Genomic DNA, 26,574 nt, shown 5'->3' with positions numbered 1-26,574 from the left:
AATATTGCAGAATGATCTGAAGGAGGACCGCAAGAAATTGGTGATAGAGATGTTTATTGCTTGGAATGTAAAAATTGTCGCGTAGTGCGTGGTGGTGCTTGGATGGCTTCTGCTCACGGTTGCCGTTCAGCGAACCCTAGACATTCTGGTATGGAACACGGCTTGGGCATGTTAGGGTTGAGGGTAGCTTTTTCAAGGCAATAAATGAGTATTTTTGTGAATTGATGCCAAAACCAGATTTTGAGTTTCCTATCAATAACCAGGGTCTGGAAGAACTACCAACAGATAAGTTGCTAGGTGACAAATAACTAATATATTTACTTAAGATTGAATGATTTAGAGAGCAGTTAGGCTTTTTTTGATAAGAGTAATCCAAGGAAAAAATGATCCAAAACCAGGGATACTGAGAGAATAATTAGCGTGCAGTATGGTTGATGTCTCTATAATCATTAGTCCAACTAAGTGATAGTCTAAGGTCGTTGTATATCAAGACAGCACAAAGGGTAAAAGGAAGTGACTGAAGACAATTAATCCTGAAATCCTTGGATATCCTAATTCAGACAATATCAATGGTGCGTTACGTTGCGTATTTAATTTATCTCTATATTTTACTATCTTTTCGCCCTCCTAAGGCACCCTACAGTCTTTATGAGGTTTCATTACATCATTGATATTGATTGAATTGAAGTGTAATTTTCTCCCTTTTTTTTTGTAAAATTTTATCGAAAATGACATGATTTCTTTTGTTTTTCAACCTAGGTTAGGTTATGTTAGTATAACACTATCATCTTGTAAATCCTTAATAATTATTGTCAAGGCTTCGTTAATAAACTTAACCTGTTGTTCTCCAAAGTCTTACCTCATTTGCATGGTTGAGTTCAGGGTTTTGATGGCGTATAATTTAGCCGTGCGGGGTTCTAAAACTGTGTAACTAATACCAAAACCACCCCTACCCACGGCTTTACTCTGAATTGAATAATAAATCTACCATTGTTGATTTGTTGCCCTAGTTGCCAAATAATCATACCTTTGAGTGTAGCCAGAATTTCACTGGTCTAGAAAGGTTAATCGTGTAGATGGTTGTTCTTACTCACACCATAATTTTACATCAAAATCGGTGAGGCGTTTACCCCTGACCTGGCTTTCATCCCCGGCTTAAAAGATAAAGTTACTGAATGAAATCCCAAAAAGATTTCAGGAATAATCTATTATGGGGTTTTCAGCCTTTTCCCTTATAAAATTAAAGTATGAAAGAGATTTATGGAGCATAGAATGTACGACAGCGATAAACGTAAACTGTTATCAGCCTTATCTCACGGAGCGATTTTTTTCAGTACCACAGTTGTCTCCGTTGGTTTACCGATGGCTTTATTATTGGTCTTTGACGATCCAGTCGTTAAAGACAACGCCAAAGAATCCATCAATTTCCATTTGAACGTCTGGTTTTATGGTGCTATTCTGGGGAGTTTATTTTTTCTAACTGGTTGGTTAGTGTTACCATTGGTGGTATTATTACCATTAGCAGGGCTAGGTTATTTGCTACACTGGGGACTAACAATTTGGGCGATCACTAAGGTTTTTGCTAATCCTGATACACCTATTCGTTATCCCTTTATCGTCAGGATTTTTTAGTCCCAAGAGAGTAATAATTGAGGCAATAATTGAGGCTAATCTACCTCTGATTACAGCATACATTTCTGATGAGTCAGCAGGAATATTTAAGATTTTTTTTGACTTTCCTATAGGAATAATGTCAACCAAGTTGTAAAATACAAAATTGCCCCACAGCTTCATCAACAGTAGGGCAAAAGACAGTTAAGCACTGTTTGTAGTTTGTCGGACGGGAGCAAGTCAAAACCTTGCTTTTATGACGCTTTCTTGTGTGTCCATTCCTCTTTCCTTGATAACAGTTTATTTATGTTTCCTACCCATCGCCCCCGTCGCTTACGTACCCATCCCCAACTACGCCGCATGGTACGTGAAACCGTTTTAACAACCAATGATTTGATTTATCCTTTATTTGCTGTTCCAGGTGAAGGTATTGCTAATGAAGTAAAATCTATGCCTGGTGTTTACCAACTTTCGGTAGATAAGATTGTTGAAGAAGCAAAGGAAGTTTATGATTTAGGTATTCCCGCAATTATTTTATTTGGAATTCCTGAAGATAAGGATGTAGATGCTACAGGTGCATGGCATGATTGTGGTATTGTTCAAAAAGCAGCAACCGCAGTAAAAGAAGCTGTTCCTGATTTAATTATTCTGGCTGATACTTGTTTGTGTGAATATACAAGTCATGGACATTGTGGTTATTTAACAACTGGTGATTTAACTGGTAGAGTTTTAAATGACCCAACTTTAGAATTATTAAAGAAAACCGCAGTTTCCCAAGCTAAAGCAGGTGCGAATATTATTGCACCTTCGGGAATGATGGATGGTTTCGTTCAGGCTATTCGTGAAGCTTTGGATGAAGCGGGTTTTCAAGATATACCCATCATGTCCTATGCTGCTAAATATGCTTCGGCTTATTATGGTCCATTCCGGGATGCAGCAGACTCCACACCGCAGTTTGGTGATAGACGCACTTACCAAATGGACCCCGGTAACTCCCGTGAAGCTATCAAAGAAATTGAGTTGGATATTTCTGAAGGCACTGATATGCTAATGGTGAAGCCAGCTTTGGCATATATGGACATTATTTGGCAGGTGAAGCAAGCTAGTAATTTACCTGTGGCGGCATATAATGTCTCTGGTGAGTATGCGATGGTGAAAGCTGCGGCTTTAAATGGTTGGATTGATGAGCAGCGTGTGGTGATGGAAACTTTGACTGGCTTTAAACGGGCTGGTGCTGATTTGATTTTGACTTACCACGCTAAAGATGCGGCTAGGTGGTTGTAATTAAGTATTATCTCACGCAAAGACGCAGAGAGTATTTGAGTGTCTTTGCGTGAGATTGTTTGTATTTTTGATGTACTAGTGGACAATTGTTCTGTCTCAGCAATACTCAATTGAACAAATTACTTATCGTATTTGTTACAGATTTAAAAATATGGCGCTATCATAGCTATGTAGCGACTTCTTCTCATACTAACTGAGAATTATTACACAGAAAGAAAAAAGCTATTATCTATCAGGGAGTCTCCTATTCTTACCGAGAAAATGACTGAATTAATCAATGATTTTTTATTTACAGTACATAGCAATAATAATATTGCTAGTCAAATATTATTTAAGTTTGTTGATAAATTAGAAAAAGAATTATCAATATCTAAATTTAAACATGAGATAAAAGATGAATATATTCTATCAATGGAGTTAGAGTAGAGTAAAAACTCTACTCCACTTTAACCTAAAGCAAAAACTCTTAATGATTATGCGAGGGATTATTTTGAGCCTGATATTATTCTTGAATCAATACATGATGAGTAGAGTTAAAATAAATAACTGTGATACTTATTTACCACTAAGCGACAGTAGCTCATTCATAAATATCCTTAATTTCTCGTAATTTCTTGAATTATTTTAACATAGGTGTTTCCGCCACCGTTTAAGCCAAGTGAGAATATATTTTTTTGTTAGTGGTTCAACTGCTAAGATAGGTGGTAAGTCCGCGTAACTAAAAAATCTAACTAAATGTTCGGAAATTAATTACTAAAATTACATTTGGCCAACACCGGATATCTTTGATTTCTGCAACGGGAATTTTTAAGACTAAAGCAACTTCTTCTTCGGTGACAAAGCGAAATAAAGGGTTGACAGAGTTAGATTTCGATTATTCAATAGTGATCATAGTGATAGATTCCTATCTTTTGGGTAGATAAACTTGGTTTTTGGGTGAAAGATGCCAAGAGGTTGAAACTAATATTTGTTATTTAAATTGCCGATAGCACTTTTGTTTGGCAGACTAGGGGCGCTCGTTTTTTATTACTTGAACTAGTAAAGGGTAAGTATATACCTTTTGTCAAGTATGGGTCTAGTAAGGTTGCGAATTAAAGAATTCGCCGCTGACAATGGTCGGACATTAAAAGAAGTGTATGATCGCTCTGGTGTAGGCTACAGTGCGCTCAAGGTGTATGCTCGTTCTCCTGGGTTAGCAACTGTTAATGTAACATCCTTACACAAGTTAGCGCGAACCTTTAACGTGCTGATAGAAGACTTGTATGAAATAGTGCAGGAATAATAAACTATGGGCTTGGTGAGGTTGCGGGTCAAGGAATTTGCCGCTGAGAAGGGCTGGACGCTAAAATAGGTTTCAGAGCGTTCAGGAATTGCATACACCACGCTCAAAAACTATGCTAAGTCTCCGGGATTGGCCACTGTGGATGTAACTGCTCTGCAAAAGCTGGCACGGACATTTGAAGTTTTGATTGAAGATTTATATGATGTTGTAGAAGACTAGGGCAATTCAATTCAAAATTCAAAATGAGGAATGCTAGCTAGCTACCCAATCCCCAATCCCCAATCCCCAATCCCCAATCCCCAATCCCCAATCCCCAATCCCCAATCCCCAATCCCCAATCCCCAATCCCCAATCCCCAATCCCCAATCCCCGATAAGAGTAAGATCTCTGACGGTATTAGGGACGATGGGACGATAAAATTTGAGAACAATAAATTGTAATAAAGGTCTAAATGGCAGAAACACTATTTTTCAACGCCCTGCGGGAAGCCATTGATGAAGAAATGGCGCGTGACTCTAGCGTATTTCTTCTTGGTGAAGACGTAGGACATTACGGCGGTTCTTATAAAGTTACCAAAGACCTATGCAAAAAGTATGGTGATCTGCGTGTATTAGATACACCCATTGCGGAAAACAGCTTTACTGGTATAGCAGTAGGAGCAGCAATGACTGGTCTAAGACCTATCATTGAAGGTATGAATATGGGCTTTTTGCTTCTAGCCTTCAACCAAATTTCTAATAACGCGGGTATGTTGCGCTACACTTCCGGCGGTAACTTTAAAATCCCGATGGTCATTCGTGGTCCTGGGGGTGTGGGAAAACAGTTAGGTGCAGAACATTCCCAACGTTTAGAAGCTTATTTCCTAGCTGTTCCAGGGTTGAAAATCGTAGCTTGTTCCACACCTTACAACGCTAAAGGGTTACTGAAAGCAGCTATCCGTGATGATAACCCAGTCTTATTTTTTGAACACGTTTTACTCTACAACTTAAAAGAAAATCTGCCAGAAAAAGAGTATGTATTACCACTGGATAAAGCAGAAGTAGTCCGTCGTGGTAAAGACGTGACAATTATCACCTACTCCCGGATGCGTTATCACGTCACGCAAGCGGTAGAAACTTTGGAAAAACAAGGATACAATCCAGAAGTTATTGACTTGATATCTCTCAAGCCTCTAGATTTTGATACCATTGCTGCATCCGTGCGTAAAACTCACCGTGTAGTTATTGTGGAAGAGTGTATGCGAACTGGTGGTATTGGTGCAGAGTTAACAGCCTCCATCAATGACAGCTTGTTTGATGAATTAGACGCACCTGTACTGCGGCTTTCTTCCCAAGATATCCCCACACCTTACAACGGTAATCTGGAACGATTGACTATTGTTCAACCAGAGCAAATTATCGAAGCTGTACAGAAAATGGTAGCTTTGCGAGTTTAGAAGATAGGTGACAGGTGACAGGGAACAGGTGACAGTAATAAGGGAACAGGTGACAGGGAACAGGTGACAGTAATAAGGGAATAGGGTAAAAATTCATTCTAACTCCTGACTCCTGACTCCTGAACTCCCGAGTCCTGACTCCTGTGAAATCTTCTACTCAAACCTGACAAAAAGAACGCTATTATAGCCTTTGTCAGTTGTGAGTGATGGTATGCAAAGACAGCGAGCGCTATTAGCGTTAATTATAGTTTTGGTAATCGCCGCTATTACGGTGATTGCGACAATTCCTGTACCCTTAGGACTGGACTTACGGGGAGGCTCACAGCTTACAATTCAGGTGAAACCAAGCGAGGAAATTAAGGAAATTACCGAACGCGAATTGGAAGCCGTGAAAAAAGTCGTCGAAGGTCGTATTAACGGTCTAGGCGTTTCTGAACCAGTGATTCAAACAGTCGGTACTGATAAAATTTTAGTGCAGTTGCCTGGAGTCAATGATCCACAACAGGCAGAACGGGTACTAGGTGGTACAGCCCAGTTAGAATTTCGGACTCAAAAACCAAATACAGAGACTCAAATATTTGCGCTACAAGTATCACGAAAAGAACTAAAAGCCAAACAAGAAGAGTTGAGAAAGAGCAACGATAAAGAAGCGATCGCCAAAAATAAAGAAGAGTTGCAGAACAATAACCGAGCGATCACCGAATTATTTGAAAGCACCAACCCACCACTCACAGGTAAATACCTCAAAGATGCCTATGGTGAACCCACCCAAGGTACTAACTGGAATGTAGCCATCCGCTTCGATCCTAAAGGTGGTGAACTATTTGCTGACTTAACAAAAAAGTTAGCAGGAACAGGTCGCACCATCGGTATTTTTCTAGACAAAGAATTAATTAGTTCTCCCACCGTAGGAGTAGAATTTGCTTCCACTGGAATAACAGGCGGTTCTGCAGTAATTACAGGACGCCTTGAAGCAGAAGAAGCTAACAACTTAGGTGTACAATTAAGAGGTGGTGCCTTACCCGTACCTGTAGAAATCGCTGAAAGAAGAACAGTGGGCGCAACCTTGGGTAAAGACAGTATTCAAAGCAGCATTTACGCCGGTATCGGTGGTCTAATTTTAGTATTGATATTCATGGTAGTCTACTATAGACTACCAGGCCTTATTGCTGATGTATCACTAGTGATATACTCCCTTTTAAGCTGGGCTACATTTTGCTTATTGGGTGTCACCCTCACCTTGCCAGGAATTGCTGGTTTTATTCTCAGTATTGGAATGGCTGTAGATGCCAACGTACTAATTTTTGAACGAACGAGGGAAGAATTGCGAGCAGGTAAATCATTATATCGTTCTGTAGAATCTGGTTTTTACCGGGCATTTTCCAGTATTTTAGATAGTAATGTTACTACCTGGATAGCTTGTGCCGCCCTATTTTGGTTAGGTTCTGGTTTAGTCAAAGGCTTTGCCCTCACCTTAGCTTTAGGAGTTGGTGTCAGTATGTTTACAGCCATCACCTGTAGTCGTACCTTGATGTTTTTAGCTGTTTCCATTCCCTCTTGGCGGAAAACAGAACTCTACTGTCCCAAACTGCCAGCATCAAATAAGGCTAAGGTGGCTCAATGACATTACGTATTAACAAAGCTCGGAGTATTTGGTGGACTATTTCCGCAGCCATCATTCTCAGTGGTATCATCTCAATGGTGATTTCTTCGCAAAATCCCAACATTAAAGCACCATTACGTCCTAGTTTAGATTTTATCGGTGGGACACGCTTACAATTAGTGCGGGATTGTAGCCAGCTTGGTAACTGTGACAAACCAATAGATATTAACACCGTTCGGGAAGTCGCTAAAGACCAAGGACTTGGAGATAGTAGCATTCAATTAATCTCTGAAAATGGCCAAGAAAATGGCATCACCATCCGCACAAAAAACCTGGAAACCGAGCAACGCACGAATTTACAAAACGCATTAAGCGAAAAAATCGGTGCTTTTGACCTGCAGAAAAACCAAATTGACTCTGTTGGTCCGACTTTAGGAAGAGAACTTTTTAGGTCTGGTGTTTTAGCTCTAGTAGTTTCCTTTACAGGTATTACTATTTATATGAGCTTGCGTTTCCAGGTAGACTATGCAATTTTTGCCATTGTTGCCTTATTTCACGATATTTTGGTGACAGTGGGGGCATTCTCAATTTTAGGTCTAGTTGCAGGTATAGAAGTAGATAGTCTATTTATTGTTGCCTTGCTAACCATCACTGGTTTCTCAGTTAACGACACAGTGGTAATTTATGACCGCATCCGGGAAACTCTCAAAATTAATCCTGACAGACCTATTGCTGATATTGTTGATGATGCTGTCAATCAAACTTTATCCAGGTCAATCAACACTACTTTAACAACTTTGCTGACTTTAACCGCTATTTTTCTATTTGGCGGTGAAACTTTGAGGAATTTTTCTCTAGCTTTAATTATTGGCTTTTTAATGGGGGCTTATTCGAGCATTTTCATTGCCAGTACACTGCTAACATTATGGCGAGAGCGTACAGGCACAATTGAAAACATTGATAACTCTGTTAGTTCCTAGGATGGTTAATAGACCTCTTGCAGAATTAATTTTATCTTATAATCGGGGGATGTATTTGTTTTAGCCAAAAGTTAGAGTTAGAGGGTTATGTTTGAATTAGCGAGCCCAAAGAACACCAAAAATACATAAAATGTAAATTCCTCTATCATACCACATAAACAATTTTGCAATAGGTCTAATAGAGAAAATAGCAACACCAATTTTCAGGTAAATTAACCGCACTTTAAGAGGATGTTTGAAAACTCATGCTGTAGCTTGCTTCCCGCAGGGTAAGTAGCGCAGCATATCAGAGTAATCGCTCAAACCCTAGATTCTAGATCCTCCGGTACGCTTCGCGTTCACGCAGTGTCCCGAAGGGATACAGAATGACAAATTACAAATTATACCTTTTCCAACTTTTCAAACACCCTTTAATGAAAATTTAGTGCAAAGGAAGAAATTGATTAATTTACGGTGTGGTCTAAATACATGAAAACTGCTTTCAGCAGAATTCTAGAGTCATAATTGCAAATCCAAAATCCAAATTATAAAATTGTTATTGCCCTATGGCTGAACAAGAAGAACCACCAATTGATGACTCGATCATTTATAACTCTGATGTTTCTTTTCTTGAGCAAGTACAGAGATTACACCAGTTGACAGTATATGGCAGGTGGTTGTTTGTCTGCTGTTTATGGCTAATTATTTCACCTGCTTGTTTGTGGGATTTATGTTCAGAAATTGCTTTATGGCAACAATACTTTACTTGGTCGGCTGTGCGTTATGGACTCTTTTTTCATCCTCTATCTACTTTGGGTCTAGCCTTTTGTATCGCTATGACTGTTTTGGTTTTAGTTTGGCAAGGTCGCAATATTCTGGTGGGACTACCGCAACCAGAAAAGCAACGTTTAGAAAAACAAGTTTGTCGAATACGTCAACAGGGTTCTACTCATCCTCTATGGAAATGGGTCTGTCAGTAATTGGAGACAGGAGAATTTTAGATTTTGGATTTGGGATTGAACAATAGTCTAGAGGAAAGGGTTTTTGAAAATTTGAATTTTGAATTTTTTTGGCGCAGCCCATACCTGTTGCGGCTCGCAAACATAAATGCTCCGGCTTGCAAACAAGACAATTTGTGGCTCAAATTAATTGCAAATAAGCATCCTGCTTATTTGCAAAAGGTTCTGGAGTCATCTCAATAGTAAAAGAACTTGGGTAACATGGCGAAGAGACGATTTATCCCTTGAGCAAGGTAAGCTTGTCTTTCACTTGCTCAAGGGCTACTTTGGGTATACCAAACAGTAGTTTGAATAGCTGGAGTTCCCTTTTTGATGATATGACCGAGATAATAAGCAACCTCCTCCAAAATCCATCCGGCTTCACGCGCTCGGTGAGCAAAATTATGTCGCAGATCATGAAAAGTTACATACATCACGGCATGGCTATGAGGTGAGAGCCTTGGCGGAAGGTGGGCTTTAATACTATTTGCCTTATTTATGGTGACAGATCCCCGGTCTATTCCTAATACACGTACAGGTTGTATAGTTTGGGCGGTTTGTATTGTCCTATTCGCATTTATTTTGCGGAATTACTTCTTCCTTTCTACCGCCGTTTTTTGGGCATTATTTGCCCTTGCACCATTAACTATTCTCATAGATACTCTTTGGTTCTCACCCAAGTTTTCTTGGCTGGAAGAAGAAGAAAAGGAGTTCATAAATTCAAGAGTAAAAGAGAAAAAGATCATCTAAATTGAAAGTATGATATCGAGCTATTCTATATATCAAGCTTTTCTATTTCTGCCTCTAATCACCAATCAACCATCACCAAGAAAATGAAATAACCTATTTATGCTTTTAATAATAGCACTTTTCACTATCTTCCCTTTTGTACCTAAAGCGATAGCTTTTTATGGTTTTTATGTTGCGAAAGCCGATACTAAATTGTACAACCAAGCTTCTCAAGTGGTTATTGCAAGAGATGGAAATCAAACAGTATTAACAATGGCTAATGACTTTCAAGGTGAAGTTGAAGATTTTGCTCTATTCGTGCCTGTACCAACAGTAATGAAAGAGAAACAAGTGTGTGGCGTGTTGCTGAGCCTAAAATTATTGAAAGATTAGACGCTTTTAGGGCCCCTAGATTAGTAGAATATTTTGATGAAGACCCATGGGCCCCAGCTGACAAAACACTGGATATGCCAGTACCAATGGCAGCAGCGATAAGAGGAAGTGCGGAGGAAAATAGGACACAAGATAATAGTTTGGGTGTCACTTTTGAAGCACGGTTCAATGTTGGTGAATATGATGTTCACATCCTCAGGGCCAAAGAGTCTGGTGGTTTAGAAACTTGGCGACGTAATGGTTACAAAATTGCTAGAGGGGCAAATCAATTACTAAAACCTTACATTCGTTCTTCCATAAAGTTCTTTGTTGCTAAAGCTAACTTAGATAAATTTGAGGAATTAGGTTATCAATTTATACGAGCTTTGCAAGTTCCCTAGGAGTCACCTAAGTTTATGTTACCCATTCGTTTGGGTATGATTAATGCCACGTCTGAGCAGGATTTAATTGTTTATATTCTGTCACCCAAAGGACAGGCTGAAGTCACTAAGTACCGCACAGTAAAAGTCCCTTCTAGTGTCAATCTTCCTGTTTCTGTGAAAAACGAATTTGGCGATTTTTATAAATCCATGTTCCAAACTTCTTACACCAAAGCATATTCAAGAAAATAAAAGCGACTTTTCTTGAATATGCTTTGGTGTAAGAAGTTTCGATCCTTGTTCTGCTGAACATCCCAACAATGAAGAACTCAAGCAAGCAGGTGTATTTTGGTTAGATAATAATGTTGATAATGATAGAATAGCGCGACCTGATTTTGGTTGTCCTTTCCCCACCAATAATGTTTTCATTACCCCTTTGTACGTCTGCTAGACTCCTAATAAATTTCCCGAAGATTTGATGTTTCAAACAAATTCCAACCGAGAATCTTTTCAAGGAAGTTATGTTTTATAACATCCGTTGACAGGAAATGTACAATGTTCTGCTGGTAGAGAATATAAACGGTCTTTATCTCGGCGTTTTGAACGAGAAGCGCAGACTCTAGCCCAGTTCGAAAACTAGAATATTCAAGATATCCGCCGAAAAATGAAGCTGAGTGTCGGAAATCTCACAACTTCTTGGTGGGAAAATATGATGATTTTTTTTGGATTTTAAATTTTAAATTCTGTCCTGCGGTACTAGCTCAATAGATGGACGGAATTATGAATCTGTTGAGCAGTTTTAATCCCTAATTCTCATGATTTCTGAATCCATCCGTTTATAACTAATTTGGTACGGAATCTCATCTATTCAGGGAATAGGATTCCTATATCTAATACTCATAGGGGCTGAAAACTGGGTGCGGAAAGGTTACTCAAATTTTTCTAATGTAAATGCTCCCTATTCTCTAACTCTTGGATATTCGGGACGACAGGGACTCCCCCAACAAACTTGACCTGGTGGCATATTGGTAAATACACTACTACGCGTACCTATCACTGCATTAGCGCCAATTTCTACTCCTGGGCCGATAAAACAATCTGTTGCTACCCATGCACCGTTACCGATGGTAATACTTGCAGTTTTCAAACCAAAGGCTGGATCTTGGATGTCATGACTACCTGTACACAGGTAACTTTTTTGGGAAACTATGCACTGTTCACCAATGTGAATCTGATCCAAGCTGTAGAATATTACGTCATCACCAATCCAACTGTAAGCACCGATGGTAACTTTCCAAGGATAGGTAAAACGGGCTGTGGGTCGAATTACTACGCCTTTGCCGATTTTAGCTCCAAACAGCCTTAGTAAGGCACAACGGAGATTATTTAGTGGGTGGAGAGTGAGGGGAAATGCGATCGCCTGTACTAACCACCATAATAAAACATACCAACCTGGACGACCGCGATCAAACCGGGATTGGTCATATTTCCGTAAATCTACAAATGGTTTGTCATCGTTCATTGGTGATTGGGGACTGGGTGAGTAGTTTATAGGTTTTTAACTCATGACTAATAGCTAATGACTAATGAATTAAATTGCTGTTTTTTCAACTTCTTGATTTACCGGTTTGGCTGTGTATGCAGGGGTTTTGGCAACGTTTAATGTTCCACCTAAAGTCTGTAATTCGTAAAGTTTGACTCCAATTTGATATTCATATTGACTTAGTAGACGACCGTAAATATATCCGGCTTTGCCATCTAAAAAACCACTCTGAATTATATAGAACAAAATAAATCTTAATAATGGTTTAAATGGTAAGCGTACCCACACGGTTTTTAAGAAGCGTTTGCGTTGTACTGCATCACCAAATAGATTTGCGCTAATGGTGCCGCTTTTATCTTTACCTATGAGCAAATTTAAATAAACACGGGCTTCCCAATTAGAATAGCGATTATGTCTTTCTAACCAGTGATATAAATCCCGAAAGTCTTCGTGGAGAATCTCATGTTTAAGATACCCAACTTTTCCTTGCAAGATGACGTGTTCGTGAACTTCGTTATCCCCTGTGTTGGGAATATCTTCGGTGCTGAGGTTTTCGTAACGGCCTTTTTGATGTTTAAATAACCGGAGATTCCAATCAGGATATTTTCCTCCGTGACGAATCCATTTCCCTAAGAAAAATACACGGCGATTGATATAATAACCATTACATTCTTCGTTTTGAATTACTTCGGCAATTTCAGCCCAAGATTCAGGTGTAATGCGTTCATCACAATCAACGATTAATACCCATTCATTGCGAAAAGGTAGATTTTCTAATGACCAATTTTTCTTTTTCGGCCAACTGCCATTAAATTTAAATTGTACGACGTTAGCACCGTAAATTCCAGCAATTTCTATGCTTTTATCAGTGCTTTGGGAATCGACGAGAAAAATTTCGTCGGCTGGTTGTAAACTTGTTAAACAAGCTGGTAGGTTTGCTTGTTCGTTTTTGGCAGGAATAAGTACGGAAACTGGTATTTTAGATGTCATAATAAGATGTCATAATAAGCTATTAATTTAAGTTATTTTTTGTTCTCTTTAAACAGAAGTCTGTGAATTGCCGCCTTTAAGTAACCAATCTGACCATAAACATAAACTAGGTTATCAAATCTTTCCGCTGGATCAGTAATATATTGTAATGATTTATATAAGCCACGTACAAACTTTTCGCTACCTCGTTGTAGTTGGCTAATATCGGCTTGACCAGCAAGTTGTTCTCGATAGCATTCACTGATACCTTGCCACCAACCCCGACTTAAGAACCAGGAGGGTTTGAGGCGTTCTGGGGCGACTTTGTGAGCTACTAAGGCTTGGGGAAGATAAGCGACTTGCCAGCCACGCTGAAGGGCAAATTCAGTCATTTGCAGTTCTTCATTGGATAATAGGTTTTTGCCTACTCGTCCTAACTGCGGATCAAAACCGCCTATTTCTTCTAGAAAACTGCGTCTGATGGAGTAATTTAAGCCTCTTGGGGTTGAACCTGGCTGTTGAATGTAGAGCATGTTGTCTCCTAAGTCATAGGCTCCTAAGTTGGCAGCTAGTCCGGGAGATAACCATTTTGGTGGTTTGATGTCTGGAGGCCATATCAGAGTAACTTTACCTCCTGCGATCACTAGTTGAGAATTATCTTGATATGCAGAATACAAAACCTGTAACCATTGGGGAGTGGCTACTGCATCATCATCTAAATAAGCGAGAATTTCCGCACTGGCAATTTTAGCACCTGTGTTGCGAGCTACGGATAAGCCAAGGGTGGGTTCAAATATATACTTGAGGTGGGGATGGCTGGATCTTTGTTCTACAACTTCACGAGTGAGATCGCCAGATCCATTATCCACTACCACAATTTCAAAGTTAGCTGTAAACTCCTGTGCTAATAGACTATCAATTGCTGCACCTAAGTAGGTATCTCGATTGTGAGTACAAATGAGGACAGAGATTTGGATATCTGGCATTGTCTTGATTGGTATATAGCAGGGAACAGGGAATAGAGAACAGGGTTAAAAGCTTTTTGATGTAAGGCTTGTTAGGTAAATTTTGTAACTCATTCCAGTGCATACGGCTATCATAACTTTTGAGTTCTAGTTTAGATTGAATTTTATAGTTGCTCTTTACCTGTTAATTTACCCTATAATTACGGGTATAGAAACTTAATATACAGTGTGGTACTGATAATTTTTACGAGACATCATTGGACACTTTACTACAACTTCATACTTGTTGTATATGACTATGCAACGCTACAAGTGTTTCCGCTAGTTGGCTCAAGCGAGTTTCTAAATATTGTTTGCGCCCAAACAGTTGACGTAATTTTTGGTAACGGGCAATGGCCATACTCACATTTGGCACTTGTTCGACTGGACATTGACGCGACCAGACTTTACCAGCAGCATTGATTCCGCACAGGCGGTAGTCAGTACATGAGGAGTGATAACGTATCTTATCACTAGGTTCACAAATTTCTTCTACGTAATGCATTAGCCGCTCAACTTCAGCGTGACGCAGTGTAGCAGTTCCCCCTAGTTCTGATTCTTGAGGATTGGATTCTAACCAACCATTAATCACTGGACCTTCTAAATAAATATCCTGAATTTGCTGGAGAATTAGTTGTAGTTCTGTTTGCCAACCTCCCACAGTTTCTTGAATGTCTTGCAAGAGATTCATGGCAAATGCTGGATTTGCTCCGTGCCGATGATTACTAAAGCTTGGTGTTTTAAACTTAGGTAAGCTGGGCATTTTCCCTCCATTCTCCTCAGTAGGAAAAGTTTGTACGGAATTATGTTTGGGAAATAAATCTGGCTGTGAATCTGAAGATATTTCCGTATTTATATTGTTATTAACTGTATTTATGCATTCATCATCTGAAGTTGCTTTGCTTTCTCTAGATTTGGTAGATCCAACGCTAATCCTAAAGGAGAAGGGGCGTTTTGTAGCATCACCTGTTTCTGATGACAAATCAGTAGTGCGTATCCCCAAATCATGTAGAGTTGCCTCAATGCGTTTTAAGCCTGGTTTCATAGAGAGATCCTGAAACTTGTGTTGGTGGTATTGACTAATTTCTATTCAGAGTGTGTTAAGAGTGCAAATTATTGACAGAATTAAGAAACGGAAACTTCTCTTTATTGTATATCCAGTCTGACGCACCCTAAAAGAGACGAGGAGTCTGATAGAATTATGAGTAGAGTTATATTAATAACAGGCCCAGCACGTTCAGGTAAAAGTGAATGGGCTGAATATCTAGCTATTGAATCGGGAAAACCAGTTATTTATATAGCAACAGCTACTGAGAATTTCCGTGATCAAGAGTGGCAACAACGCATTCAAAAACACAAAGAACGCCGTCCTGAAGATTGGGTAACTCTGAATATACCTGTAAAACTTACTGCTGCCTTAACAGATGCCAAGCCTAACACCTGTATTTTGGTTGATTCTTTAGGAACTTGGGTAGCTAATTTTATAGGGCAAGATGATTTAAGTTGGGAAACGACCTTGGGAGAGTTGTTAGAAGCAATACCGTTAGTTGAGGCTGATTTGCTATTCGTTGCCGAAGAAACTGGTTGGGGTGTGATTCCAGCTTATCCTATGGGTCGAACATTTCGGGATCGCCTTAGTGCTTTAATCCGTCAGTTAGGTTCAGTGTGTGAAACAGTTTACTTGGTTACTGGTGGTCATGTTCTTAATCTCAGTGTTCTGGGTTTTCCCTTACCACCTGCCAAGTCTTAATTCAAAATTAAAGATTGATCAGGTAAAATTTCTGAATTAGCCACTAAAATCAAGATATGGCAAACAAACAAGACGTTAAAAAATATCTCGCTCACTGGTTTCAGTTAGGGAAAAAAGTGATAGTAGGTAATGGAGAAGCAAGCCTGTTACCTACATCTGTATTAAATGGCGAGCGCTATAGTCCGGAATTTGAAGAATGTTGGGAGAAAATTATTTCCTTAAAAATCAGTGAATGTTATTTAGAAGGTACACAAGAAACCATAGCTGAACTCCTAACACCCACTTGGGAAGTCCTTGCTTGTGGACGTTGTGCTATGCCGATACCCATTAAGACAATGGGTATGCCATCATTACTGTGTCCTTGTTTTTATCTATCGACTTGGCCTAATAATGAACTACCATCACCACGATGTCCAGTTAATAGCCAAGACCAATTGACAGACATTCGTGATGCTTGCGGTGAACGGAGCGATCGCTTAGTAGATAATATTCCCTCAGAGGTTTAACAACTTTTTCACTATATAAATAAGTTGTTAAATCATTATTTTTAATATTTCTTTATAATATATTAATATACCAATCTTATCTAAGTTATAAAAATCGCTCACTCTCATATCCCCGATTTGTCTATGAAGTTGGGGATATTGTTTTTTACAGCACGCTGCGCTATCGAACATCAAGCGGCGTTCACTCCTGATTGCTGAATTCTGCTGTAAATACCTCTCTCCAATACTTGTAATTAGCGCGTGTATTTATCGGAAATAAGGATTTCTAAATCTGGAAATTAATTTGGCAGAAATTGAGCATGACTCCCAAAGTTACTTCTTTCTCGATATTGTATTAAACAAGCGAGGGGGTGAGGAGCACGCCAAGGTCACTCAGGAACTCATAGTCAATGTGGTTTGATTTAACAGTAATCATTCATTCTCACAATAAATAAACTACTAGCGGGACTTAAACAAAAGTTAAGAGTAAAAACGAGTATAATACAATTTCGGTGTAGCTTTCAGAGATGATTTATAAAGTAAATGTTGAGGAGACAAGAGGAAGTAGCATAATTCTAGTCATAAGAGCATATATAGCCCCTTCGCTCATTTGTGTTAAACGCTCATAATCCTTGCTTAGACGATGATATTGGTTAAACTACCCAAATGTTCTTTCTACTACCCAGGGTTGTGGTAAAACTTTAAATTCTTGCTCAGTAGGTCCTATGACTTCAACATGAGCTTGAATCAGGAACCAAACTGCAAGTGCAAATTTATCACTGTCATAACCGGAATCAACCCATAAAACTTGGACTTTTTCCAATAACTCTGTGGGTTCCTCTAGCAGTTCCATTAGTGCATAGGCAGCAAGTATTCGTTCTGGGGCATTCGCTTCACTAACAACAAGTTTCAACACAAGTCCCAGGCTATCAACTAAAGTTTGCCCCTTTCTTCCTTTTACCTTTTTACATCCGTCAAAACCATACACATCCCCTTTTTTTGGTCAGTGTTGACCGACTGACTGTCTGCAGCGAGCGCGGTAGGTTGTGTTGATTTACCTAATTTCGAGCGAACTTGACCACCCAATGTATGGTTGAATTTTTCCCAAACCCCCTGGCCCTGCCATTTACTGTAATAGCTATATACCGTTGACCTTGGCGGGAAGTCACCTGGAAGCATATTCCATTGACATCCAGTTTTCAAATGATAATAGATGGAATTACATATTTCACCCATATCTGTTGTGGGTGGATGCCCTCCTTCTTTGGCTGGTGGAATCAATGGGGCCAGGATTTCCCAGTCCATATCAGTTAAGTCTGTGGGGTAAAACTTTCCTTCCATCAGTAGCTATGTAAATACACTACATGTTATGTATTCTATCCTTCCAACATTCCTTTTCTACTCCCCTTTACATTTACTTTATCAATAACCTCTCACGTTAAAAGAAGCTGATGAAAGAAACCACTAGCCCAGCAATGGCACCATGGTTTGAAAGATGGTGTCAAAGGTTTGATGGTGTATTTACTCATCAAGGGGAAAGAAGAGAGTTTAGACATGATTTAGGGGGATGATTGGGTGAAAGTGAGAGGAAAAACCTATTTGAAATGGCAGAGAATGCCCTAGGGGTGACTTACCACCGATTACACCACTTTTTAACTGCAGCACCTTGGTCCAGTTCCCAAGTCAATGAGCATCGATTAGAGATTATGAACAAGTGTAGTCAGAGGAGAATCACCAGAGGATTTAGCTTAATAATTGATGATTCTGTCCATAGAAAAAGGGGGAACTTTAGGGATGGAGTAGGAAGAAAATATATTGGAGAAATTGGGACAAGGGACAATGGAATAGTAGTAGTAACAACACATCTATTATGATGGCAGTAAAAGCTTACCATTAGATATAGAGTTATATCACCACGGTGATTCTTTACCCAAAGGGAAACAAGACCCTCTATTTGAGAATAAACCTGAGTTAGGAATTAAATTAATAGATCTGACCTTAAGCCGTGGTTATCAACCAGGAATAGTAATTATAGATCCTGGATATGGCCACAATACATCGTGCATTAATATAGATGAATTTATTGCTTCAGCAGTAGGAGAGTATTCTAAAACTCTGGTTAAACAAAAAAATTATCTTTTACGTGCCTATGGGGAAGAACGTTTGAATTATGCTAAAGTTTTAGCCCGTAAATTACCTATTGGTAGTGGAGCTATGGAAAGTTTAATCCACCAAGTTGTCAATTTAAGAATGAAAGAAAACAGTAAATTTTGGTTAAAAGAAAATGTGGAAATTATGTTACATCTTCCTTGTCAATGGATAGCTGGAAGTTGGCATAATTTCTGTAATTCTATTTTTACCTCTTTTATCCATCTTCAAACTGTCTAATATTTTATACCTACAACTCCCATGTTAGAGAATTCTCTGTGCTAATCAATACATGCCTATTTGATTACTGACCTAAGCAGCTTATTCCCAGCAGCAACGAATTATTTAATGTAAGTCTTCTTAGGATATTTTGAGAAGATACTTTGTCTTGGAATTTTATTTGTTTGATGTGATTTATTGTACTTTAATTCCAGAGAAATATTTTAGCCATGTCTATGGTTGGCGTAGCTAAAAGCACACTTTTTGCCCCACCTCACAAAATCGCCTTGCTCCCGGTGAAAGTAAGTAGGGGAAGCAGGGGAAGAATAGCATTTCTTTCCTATCATTACCCGTCAAAATGTCTTTGACAGATAACTAGTAGCGTAGTGAATTCAAAATGCTTCTTTCAGAACAGCTACGCTAACAAAATTCAAAATCAATACAGCCTAAGCTTTTAGAGATTGGGAATGGGTGGTTTATTTACGCGGTAGTGTACCAGTGAGTTATCATAGGTAAATCATTGAATTCTGGCATTTTGCTCCTTCTTTAGTGGCTGATTGCCGACAGCATTGTGTTCAATAACAGTGTCGCTATAAAAAATAAATCTTTATACTGAGCGAGAAGAAGGCCAAAAAACGCTGTGCAGATAACATTTTTAGGGACGAGTTCCGGTGTACCTACAAGATCACGTAATGTTTCCAGTGTCGCACTGAGATTACCACAACGCGCAGAATTGTGGTTGTTTGACTGTGGTGAAGGTACACAGCATCAACTTTTGCGGAGTGACCTGAAAAGTAGCCAACTTTCCCGAATTTTTATCACCCACCTCCACGGAGACCACATTTTTGGCTTGATGGGGCTTCTGGCCAGTTGTGGTTTAGCTGGTAATGTAGATCGAATTGATATTTATGGGCCATCTGGGTTAAATGAATATCTGCAAGCTGCATCACGTTACTCCCAGACCCACTTCTCTTACCCCATTAAGGTACATACGGTCCATCCAGGGGTAATTTACGAAGACAATGAGTTTCTCGTTAGTTGTGGTCTATTACATCACCGCATTACAGCTTTCGGCTATCGTGTGGAAGAAAAAGACCGCACTGGACGCTTTGATGTAGAAAAAGCAAAAGCTTTACAAATTCCTTCTGGCCCAGTTTATGGTCAACTCAAGCGCGGTGAAACTGTCACCCTACCAGATGGACGAGTAATTGATGGTAGTGAATTATGTGGCCCTACGGAAATTGGTCGCAAGTTTGCCTATTGCACAGATACTGTTTATTGTGATGGTGCAGTGCAGTTGGCACAGGATGCAGATGTATTGATTCATGAAGCTACATTTGCCCATCAGGATGCTGATATGGCTTTTCAAAGGTTGCATTCTACAAGCACAATGGCGGCACAAACAGCTTATGCAGCAGGTGTACATCAATTAATTATGACTCATTTTAGTCCCCGCTATACTCCGGGTAATGCGATCGAGTTAAAAGATTTACTTCGGGAAGCCCGTGCTATTTTTCCTAAAACTATTATGGCTCAGGACTTCATGGTTTATGACGTACCTAGACGGAGGGAAGTTGTCAGAAATTAAATCCCTTCATTCCTAAGCAATACAATCATGTAAATCATTAAGAGTAATCACTAATATCATTGGTTCAAGCGGAGACAAATTAAAACCTAAAGCTAAATAAAAATCCTTAGCTTCCTCAGAAATAGCATGAACAATAATTCCTCTAATGCCAATGGTATCAGCACCTTGAATAACTCGTAGTGCAGCATCACGAAATAAAGCACATCCTAAACTCTGACCAGGAGTAAGGCGATTTTGTGAGGTGGGGCAAAAAGTGTGCTTTTAGCTACGCCAACCATAGACATGGCTAAAATATTTCTCTGGAATTAAAGTACAATAAATCACATCAAACAAATAAAATTCCAAGACAAAGTATCTTCTCAAAATATCCTAAGAAGACTTACATTAAATAATTCGTTGCTGCTGGGAATAAGCTGCTTAGGTCAGTAATCAAATAGGCATGTATTGATTAGCACAGAGAATTCTCTAACATGGGAGTTGTAGGTATAAAATATTAGACAGTTTGAAGATGGATAAAAGAGGTAAAAATAGAATTACAGAAATTATGCCAACTTCCAGCTATCCATTGACAAGGAAGATGTAACATAATTTCCACATTTTCTTTTAACCAAAATTTACTGTTTTCTTTCATTCTTAAATTGACAACTTGGTGGATTAAACTTTCCATAGCTCCACTACCAATAGGTAATTTACGGGCTAAAACTTTAGCATAATTCAAACGTTCTTCCCCATAGGCACGTAAAAGATAATTTTTTTGTTTAACCAGAGTTTTAGAATACTCTCCTACTGCTGAAGTAATAAATTCATCTATATTAATGCACCTTATCTAATCTTTTCTTCATCGTCCTTCAAAGTTTCTCCATTCCCTTGCAGAATTTTATTTCTTTCTAAAAGTTTCGTAACTTGCTCTTGAGAATTTTTCAAACATTTGCCTATTTCAAGACTTGAATATATATTTTTTGTCATTAATGGTAGGCCTTCCCTGTTTTTTATTTGGAAATCCTACCTTTTTTTTTGACCACAATACCAGTCTGTCTCAACTTCCAATACTGTTCGGTTAAGGAAAAGGAGAGGGTAAGAACAAGAGAAAAGAGTTCGCTTTTTCATTAGGATAACTAACAACAAAAAAAAGATCGATAAATTCTCACACACTCTCAAAAAAGTGATCAGAGACCAAATAGTCAACCTGTTCAATTATAAATTGAGAAAGAATAAATTACTGTAGCGTGAAAATAGATAGATTTAACTTGCCCGTCTAATAATTCAAAAAGATAATTGTTATCGGGGAGTACAATTATTTATGTGACTGCGTTTTTTAGTCTTAAACTTAGAACGTGCTTTCTCGAGCAGTCTGGGATTACTTCGCCGTTGTCGTAAAGGAGTTTCCAAATCAGATATTTCTGCCATCAACCAACTATAATATAAATCGATATCCCCCAGAGTATGTATCTGAAGTTGAAATTCAGGAATAGCAAGTCGAATCACCCGTAAACTACCAACAAAACTTAACCTGAAAGGAGAAATATTCCTCAAATTAGCAGGTTAAAAAATCAAACAACGTAGGCAATATTGAACCAATAACCAACCATAAATTTCTTGCACTACCTCACGATGACTCTTAGAAAGAATAGGAATTTTGCGTGCCAATAGATGTACTTTCAATTCATCTAAAGTATTCTCAGCTTCCCATCGTTTATGGGAATCCTGTGCTAATATCAAAGCCGGAAACTTATCAACATCAATTAAATTAGTAATCAACCGATACGTTTTCAGAGTACCATTCTCATTAATAACATATTCAATAATATGAGCCGAAATTCGTTTTGCACCCTTCTTTTTCGACACTCTATCAGGTGGAATCCATGATAAATAAGAACCATCTATCAACGTTTTAACTACTTCAAATTTGACATGGGCAGGAAGGCGACCAAGAAAAAAGACCTTGTTGTTTGATGACAGCATGAACCATCTTAAAAGAAAGAATGTAATCCTCTGTGCCACATTAATAACATACTAGAGTTAATACTGCGTAGTAGTTTTAAAGCATTTCTTCCTTCTCTCATGCGATAGGGAGAACAAAAAGCATCTATGATTAAATGAGTAACTGGTTCCACTAAAAATACTAATCTAACTTTAGGAAAGGCTGGATATGTCCCTTGGGGAGAACCAGGATAGCTGAATACTCTAGCATTTGTTGGAGTATATGGAACATCAAAAACTGTTCCATCTATAGCCATGATTCTTAATCCTCCCAAAAAGGGACCAGGCGTTAATATTGTTGCTAAGGGTTTGACTACTAGTTCAAATAATCTCCTCATTACAGCTGCTCCGGTTCTTTGATGGGATTCTGTAATTGATCAAGCAGATGGGGTTTAAAAACCTAAACCTGATGGTATGTGTAAAGAACTCAAACCATGAGTGAGATTTTTGAATACATTAACTATTAAGTCAGATGACCGAAAACTCATGGCAATTACTAAGGTGACTATGACATAATTTGGTAGTATTCTTAGTCTCCGTTGAGAGCTACAAGTAGTTTCAATGGCATTGGTTATGGTTTGTGGTAGAATTACCTGTGACAAAGCCTTAATTACTTGTTTAGGATCTACACAGGCTGTTTGTAACTGAAAATTTACCAGTGACATATACTATGAATTGAATGAAGTCCTTGTGGAATTTTCGTTATCAAGTTTTAAGATATTAAATTTAGTCGTGTTCTCGATAGTATTTCGAGAACAATATAACTTTTCTAAATTGATCATGTCTACGAAAGAAGATGATCTGATTGCCAGAGCGGAAATGCTGCAACAAGCGAGCGATTGCGATGGTGCAACTGATGATTCAAAAAATTAAAGCTAGTGGGGAAATAGCGCCTCCTGGTTGCTGTGGTTCTCGTTACCAAGCACGGGGTAAACAAGGGGTTTAGTGGGACTACAAGTTACACGCTTTTCAAGCAATTTTTCCTACCACTCAACCAGACAAATTGAGTAAGTACAACCATTTAGGCAAGGCTGGAAGCCCTGCTCATATTGATGTAGTCCGCTCAGTTCCTAGAAGGACTTAAGTTGATTACTGACAATCATGTATTGATTCTCTCTGACAAAACTGGGCTGATTTATACAACAGTCTCAAAGAGAAAAAGTAAGCCTCTCAATTTTTATAGTTCTCGTAAGCAAACTACAAACTCCTTTCTCTTGTTCTTACCTCCTGTTTTTCCTTAACAGAACAGTATTGTCTCCACTTCTCTCATCTGATAAATCTATCTAAGTAATGCCAACCAATATCTATTTATAAGCTATTTTGACTGTACGGTAAGTGATTTTTATCGATGCCTGTTTTGGGTTTAGCGATCGCACACTTTTTGCCCCACCTGACAAAGCTGCGTTGCTCCCACCCTGACCTTGGTAAGAACTGTCTGTTGATTTATTATCATAGGGATATTGCTAAATTCTTAGAAAGAAATACTTAATTGATCGGTAATTATATTAACCAGTTGCTGGAACAGGAATGAAATCGTCAACAGGAAAACAGCACTAACTATCAGAAATCTTCCCAGTCGGTAATCAATCAGACTTTACAAACATCTTCTTAACAGTGAGCAGACCAGATTTATATATCAACCTTAATATATTCCCTTCTTATCCTTCATTAAATATTTAAAAATCTAATGAATAAATTTACTATCATAGTGCTGACCGAGCATATATCTGGATGAATTAATTATAGAATAGCTGCTTCAAGATACATTCTATTAAGTAGTTCTATCATCCTGGCAAGAATAATTATTGGTGATTCAAGAGATAAATGTGCCTATAAATTATCTCCTAATTTGTCTTGTCATCATCTTCCAGATATATTGTTTTGATAGTAGAGGATTTTTATAGTGGCTACAACTGGTTTAAATCGGAAACAACTGGTTACTACCTCTCAACAAAGGGTGTTTAATTTGAGACAAATATCTACAATTCTGTTTTATCGACGCTTTTTCATTTTGGGTGTTTCCTCTGTAGTAATGACAGCGACAAGTCTTTTAGCTGTTATTACTAAACCCATGTACCAAAGTTCTATGCAAATCATGGTCAGTGGGAATATGGATCAGGAGTTACTCTCTAGTCATCTCCAAAAAAATGTTAAAAGCGAGTTAGTTAGGCCTCATTTTACATCTGTAGAATATACTAATCAGATGAGGATTATGATGAGTTCTAAGCTCATTCAAAAGACTGTTAATTTATTAGGTTTTCATTATCCTAATTTAACGATAGAAGATATAAGAGGTAAAATCGGTACTGGTAAAATGGGATTTTTACAAATAGTTCCATCCGAGAAGATATCAGATTTTAATCAGGTATTTGTAGTTTCTTTTAAAGATCCCAATCCAGTGAAAACCAAAAGAGTATTACAAGCTTTACGGAAAGTTTATGAAGACTACAATCTTGAACAAAGAAATCAGCGTGTCAATCAAGGTTTATTGTTCGTTCAAAATAGATTACCTAAGTTGCAACAAGAGGCAGTAGCTGGAGAACAGAAATTAGAATTATTTCGCAGGAAACACAGTTTAATTGATCCTTTCCTCCAAAGTAAAATATTATTACAATCTCTAGCTGATATTCAAAAACAAAGACAGACTATTCGCACACAGATTGCAGATATACAGAGTCGTTACAATAGTTTAGAGGAAAGTTTAGCATCTTCTAACCAGGATGCAAAGTTGGCTGCTAGTTTGAGTCGTTCAAGTAGCTATCAAGCTTTAGTTGATGAGATTAGAAAAACAGAAATTTCTTTAGCTGAAGAACGTCTGCGTTATACTGAAGATTCGCCAGTGGTGGTTAGACTGAGGCAAAAATGCCAGGTGCAAATGGCATTATTACAGCAAGAATTGAAAGTACAAGATATTAATGCTAATACGACAAACGAAAAATTATCGGACTTTGAAACTAAGTTAACTAATGAGTTAATACAGCTGGGCAAAATCTCGGATGGACTAGTTTTGAATGAGAATAACTTAGCTAAATCTGAACAACTAATTCGCTCCCAGTTAAATACTTACCCTGGTCTAATAGCAGAGTATAATCGGTTGTTATCAGATGTAAAACTCCAACGAAAAACTCTTGGGCAACTACTTCAGCTACAACAGTCCTTGGGAATGAAAATTGCTCAGGGGGGATTTGATTGGCAAATTTTGGAAGAACCAGACCTGGGAATTTATATTGGTAATAAGAAATGGTTGTTGATCATTGGAGGATTTTTAATCGGTCCAATTTTAGGTGTGAGTTTTACTTTGATTTGGGACATGTTTAATAAGGCAATTTTGTCACCATTGGATTTACAGAAGCTGACGAATCTGAGATTACTGGGCTCTGTACCGCAATTGGGTAAACCTAGTTTTAAAACTAGATTGAATAAGATAGTAAGATATAAACAACAGAATTCAAATCCTCCAATATCGGGACCCAAAACTAAATTATCCAGTCATGAAACTCTGGATATGATTTATCAAAATCTGCAAATATTCAAGAATTCCTTACCTTTTAAGTCTTTGATGTTGACCTCTGCATTACCAGGAGAGGGAAAAACAACTTTAGCCTTGGGTTTGGGAGCTAGTGCAGCGCAGATGCATCAACGGGTTTTAGTTATTGATGCTAACTTGCGAGCGCCTAGTTTACACAAAATCCTCGCAATCTCTAATGATTGGGGTTTATCGCTGTTATTGCTGGACGACATCAAGACTCAATTTCAGAATTATATCCAACCTATTCATCCGTCAATTGATGTTTTGACCGCCGGACCAACACCAGATGATGTAGTAAATCTGCTGACTTCAGGACGGATGAAAGAATTAATTGAGTCCTTTGAAAAAATTTATGATCTCGTTTTGATAGATGCTTCTTCGGTTTTAGATAACGTTGATGCGAGAATTATCGCTTCTGTTTGTAATGGCATTGTCATAGTGGGACGTATTGGGCAGTTAACACCACAGAAACTCATACAAGCAACGGAAGTTTTGAGCCAGTTGAATTTAATTGGTATTGTTGCCAACGAAGTCAATAATTCGCCAAAAGTTACCAAAACTTCAAAACGTTATGAAAAAGTTAAATCGGCTGATTAAAACACCATAAGTCTAATCAAACTGCATAATAATTAGGTTAGCATTCAGCTAATGCCGTTAGGTATGCTGCCTAAACACGCATCAGCAGTCAGCTTTTTCAGGCTAACAC

Annotated in this window: 17 protein-coding genes and 8 pseudogenes; 17 read left to right on the top strand and 8 right to left on the bottom strand. The window is 38.5% G+C overall.

Features of this window, described 5'->3' with window-relative positions:
* Positions 1–1,272 precede the first annotated feature (1,272 nt).
* From AAZO_RS21645 to AAZO_RS21605, 8 genes and pseudogenes are all read left to right on the top strand, one after another.
* A complete protein-coding gene (locus AAZO_RS21645) occupies positions 1,273–1,632 on the top strand; it encodes a DUF4870 domain-containing protein (RefSeq protein ID WP_013192820.1) in 360 nt (119 codons plus the stop codon).
* Between the two features lie 285 nt (positions 1,633–1,917).
* Positions 1,918–2,895 carry a porphobilinogen synthase gene (gene hemB, locus AAZO_RS21640; RefSeq protein ID WP_013192819.1) on the top strand — a complete coding sequence of 326 codons (978 nt, stop codon included), beginning with the start codon at positions 1,918–1,920 and terminating at the stop codon, positions 2,893–2,895.
* Between the two features lie 1,069 nt (positions 2,896–3,964).
* Positions 3,965–4,177 carry a helix-turn-helix domain-containing protein gene (locus AAZO_RS21635; protein WP_013192817.1) on the top strand — a complete coding sequence of 71 codons (213 nt, stop codon included), beginning with the start codon at positions 3,965–3,967 and terminating at the stop codon, positions 4,175–4,177.
* Between the two features lie 6 nt (positions 4,178–4,183).
* A pseudogene (locus AAZO_RS39810) lies at positions 4,184–4,396 on the top strand (helix-turn-helix domain-containing protein).
* Between the two features lie 232 nt (positions 4,397–4,628).
* Positions 4,629–5,612, top strand: a complete 984-nt coding sequence (locus tag AAZO_RS21620; RefSeq protein ID WP_013192816.1) for an alpha-ketoacid dehydrogenase subunit beta — start codon at positions 4,629–4,631, stop codon at positions 5,610–5,612.
* A gap of 211 nt (positions 5,613–5,823) precedes the next feature.
* Entirely contained in the window at positions 5,824–7,236 is a 1,413-nt protein-coding gene (gene secD, locus AAZO_RS21615; RefSeq protein WP_013192815.1) for a protein translocase subunit SecD, read from the top strand.
* Positions 7,233–8,195, top strand: coding sequence for a protein translocase subunit SecF (secF, locus tag AAZO_RS21610; RefSeq protein WP_013192814.1), 963 nt, complete (start codon positions 7,233–7,235; stop codon positions 8,193–8,195). Before secD ends, secF begins: the two co-directional genes overlap by 4 nt.
* Positions 8,196–8,740: 545 nt before the next feature.
* Entirely contained in the window at positions 8,741–9,154 is a 414-nt protein-coding gene (locus AAZO_RS21605) for a hypothetical protein (protein WP_013192813.1), read from the top strand.
* Positions 9,155–9,447: 293 nt separating this feature from the next.
* Here the strand turns inward: AAZO_RS21605 and AAZO_RS34410 are convergent, their stop codons facing one another.
* Positions 9,448–9,609, bottom strand: a complete 162-nt coding sequence (locus tag AAZO_RS34410; RefSeq protein WP_187289553.1) for a site-specific integrase — start codon at positions 9,607–9,609, stop codon at positions 9,448–9,450.
* Between the two features lie 37 nt (positions 9,610–9,646).
* Between AAZO_RS34410 and AAZO_RS21595 the strand changes: the two are divergent.
* Positions 9,647–9,922: pseudogene (locus AAZO_RS21595) on the top strand (Na+-transporting NADH:ubiquinone oxidoreductase, subunit NqrB); the annotation flags it as partial.
* 99 nt (positions 9,923–10,021) lie between these two features.
* Positions 10,022–11,386: pseudogene (locus AAZO_RS27600) on the top strand (DUF2330 domain-containing protein).
* 225 nt (positions 11,387–11,611) lie between these two features.
* Here AAZO_RS27600 and hpsU read toward each other — a convergent pair.
* The 4 genes from hpsU to AAZO_RS21560 all read right to left on the bottom strand — a co-directional run bounded on the left by hpsU (position 11,612) and on the right by AAZO_RS21560 (position 15,214).
* Positions 11,612–12,175, bottom strand: coding sequence for a hormogonium polysaccharide biosynthesis acetyltransferase HpsU (gene hpsU / locus AAZO_RS21575; protein ID WP_013192812.1), 564 nt, complete (start codon positions 12,173–12,175; stop codon positions 11,612–11,614).
* Between the two features lie 69 nt (positions 12,176–12,244).
* The gene (locus AAZO_RS21570) at positions 12,245–13,186 is read right to left on the bottom strand and encodes a glycosyltransferase family 2 protein (RefSeq protein ID WP_013192811.1); all 942 of its coding nucleotides are present in this window, start codon (positions 13,184–13,186) and stop codon (positions 12,245–12,247) included.
* Between the two features lie 32 nt (positions 13,187–13,218).
* Positions 13,219–14,151 (bottom strand): glycosyltransferase family 2 protein, encoded by a 933-nt coding sequence (locus AAZO_RS21565; RefSeq protein WP_013192810.1) that lies wholly within the window; start codon positions 14,149–14,151, stop codon positions 13,219–13,221.
* Between the two features lie 256 nt (positions 14,152–14,407).
* The gene (locus AAZO_RS21560) at positions 14,408–15,214 is read right to left on the bottom strand and encodes a hypothetical protein (protein ID WP_013192809.1); all 807 of its coding nucleotides are present in this window, start codon (positions 15,212–15,214) and stop codon (positions 14,408–14,410) included.
* Positions 15,215–15,370: 156 nt separating this feature from the next.
* Between AAZO_RS21560 and cobU the strand changes: the two genes are divergently transcribed.
* Together cobU and AAZO_RS21550 are read left to right on the top strand one after the other, a co-directional pair.
* Positions 15,371–15,919: a bifunctional adenosylcobinamide kinase/adenosylcobinamide-phosphate guanylyltransferase gene (gene cobU / locus AAZO_RS21555; protein ID WP_013192808.1), complete on the top strand. Its 549-nt coding sequence runs from the start codon at positions 15,371–15,373 to the stop codon at positions 15,917–15,919.
* A gap of 56 nt (positions 15,920–15,975) precedes the next feature.
* Entirely contained in the window at positions 15,976–16,425 is a 450-nt protein-coding gene (locus AAZO_RS21550; protein WP_013192807.1) for a hypothetical protein, read from the top strand.
* A 511-nt stretch (positions 16,426–16,936) separates the two neighbouring features.
* On the opposite strand, the pseudogene AAZO_RS31835 reads toward AAZO_RS21550, so the two are convergent.
* A pseudogene (locus AAZO_RS31835) lies at positions 16,937–17,745 on the bottom strand (IS5 family transposase).
* Between the two features lie 110 nt (positions 17,746–17,855).
* Here AAZO_RS31835 and AAZO_RS31830 point away from each other — a divergent pair.
* The 3 genes and pseudogenes from AAZO_RS31830 to AAZO_RS21525 all read left to right on the top strand — a co-directional run.
* Positions 17,856–18,465 (top strand): annotated as a pseudogene (locus AAZO_RS31830) (IS701 family transposase); the annotation flags it as partial.
* 9 nt (positions 18,466–18,474) lie between these two features.
* Positions 18,475–18,792 (top strand): annotated as a pseudogene (locus AAZO_RS44200) (ISLre2-like element ISCst1 family transposase); the annotation flags it as partial.
* A gap of 619 nt (positions 18,793–19,411) precedes the next feature.
* Positions 19,412–20,359, top strand: coding sequence for a ribonuclease Z (locus AAZO_RS21525; RefSeq protein ID WP_013192804.1), 948 nt, complete (start codon positions 19,412–19,414; stop codon positions 20,357–20,359).
* Between the two features lie 493 nt (positions 20,360–20,852).
* Here the strand turns inward: AAZO_RS21525 and AAZO_RS21520 are convergent.
* A pseudogene (locus AAZO_RS21520) lies at positions 20,853–21,170 on the bottom strand (ISLre2-like element ISCst1 family transposase); the annotation flags it as partial.
* A gap of 644 nt (positions 21,171–21,814) precedes the next feature.
* Positions 21,815–23,004, bottom strand: a pseudogene (locus AAZO_RS21515) (IS4 family transposase); the annotation flags it as partial.
* 140 nt (positions 23,005–23,144) lie between these two features.
* Here AAZO_RS21515 and AAZO_RS39805 point away from each other — a divergent pair.
* The gene (locus AAZO_RS39805) at positions 23,145–23,285 is read left to right on the top strand and encodes a hypothetical protein (RefSeq protein ID WP_228371350.1); all 141 of its coding nucleotides are present in this window, start codon (positions 23,145–23,147) and stop codon (positions 23,283–23,285) included.
* Positions 23,286–24,242: 957 nt separating this feature from the next.
* Positions 24,243–26,465: a GumC family protein gene (locus AAZO_RS21505; protein ID WP_013192800.1), complete on the top strand. Its 2,223-nt coding sequence runs from the start codon at positions 24,243–24,245 to the stop codon at positions 26,463–26,465.
* Positions 26,466–26,574 lie beyond the last annotated feature (109 nt).

This window comes from 'Nostoc azollae' 0708, assembly GCF_000196515.1.
In the GTDB taxonomy this organism is placed as follows: domain Bacteria; phylum Cyanobacteriota; class Cyanobacteriia; order Cyanobacteriales; family Nostocaceae; genus Trichormus_B; species Trichormus_B azollae.
Note: the sequence above shows the minus strand (reverse complement) of the source record. Positions and strands in the feature narration are given on the sequence as shown.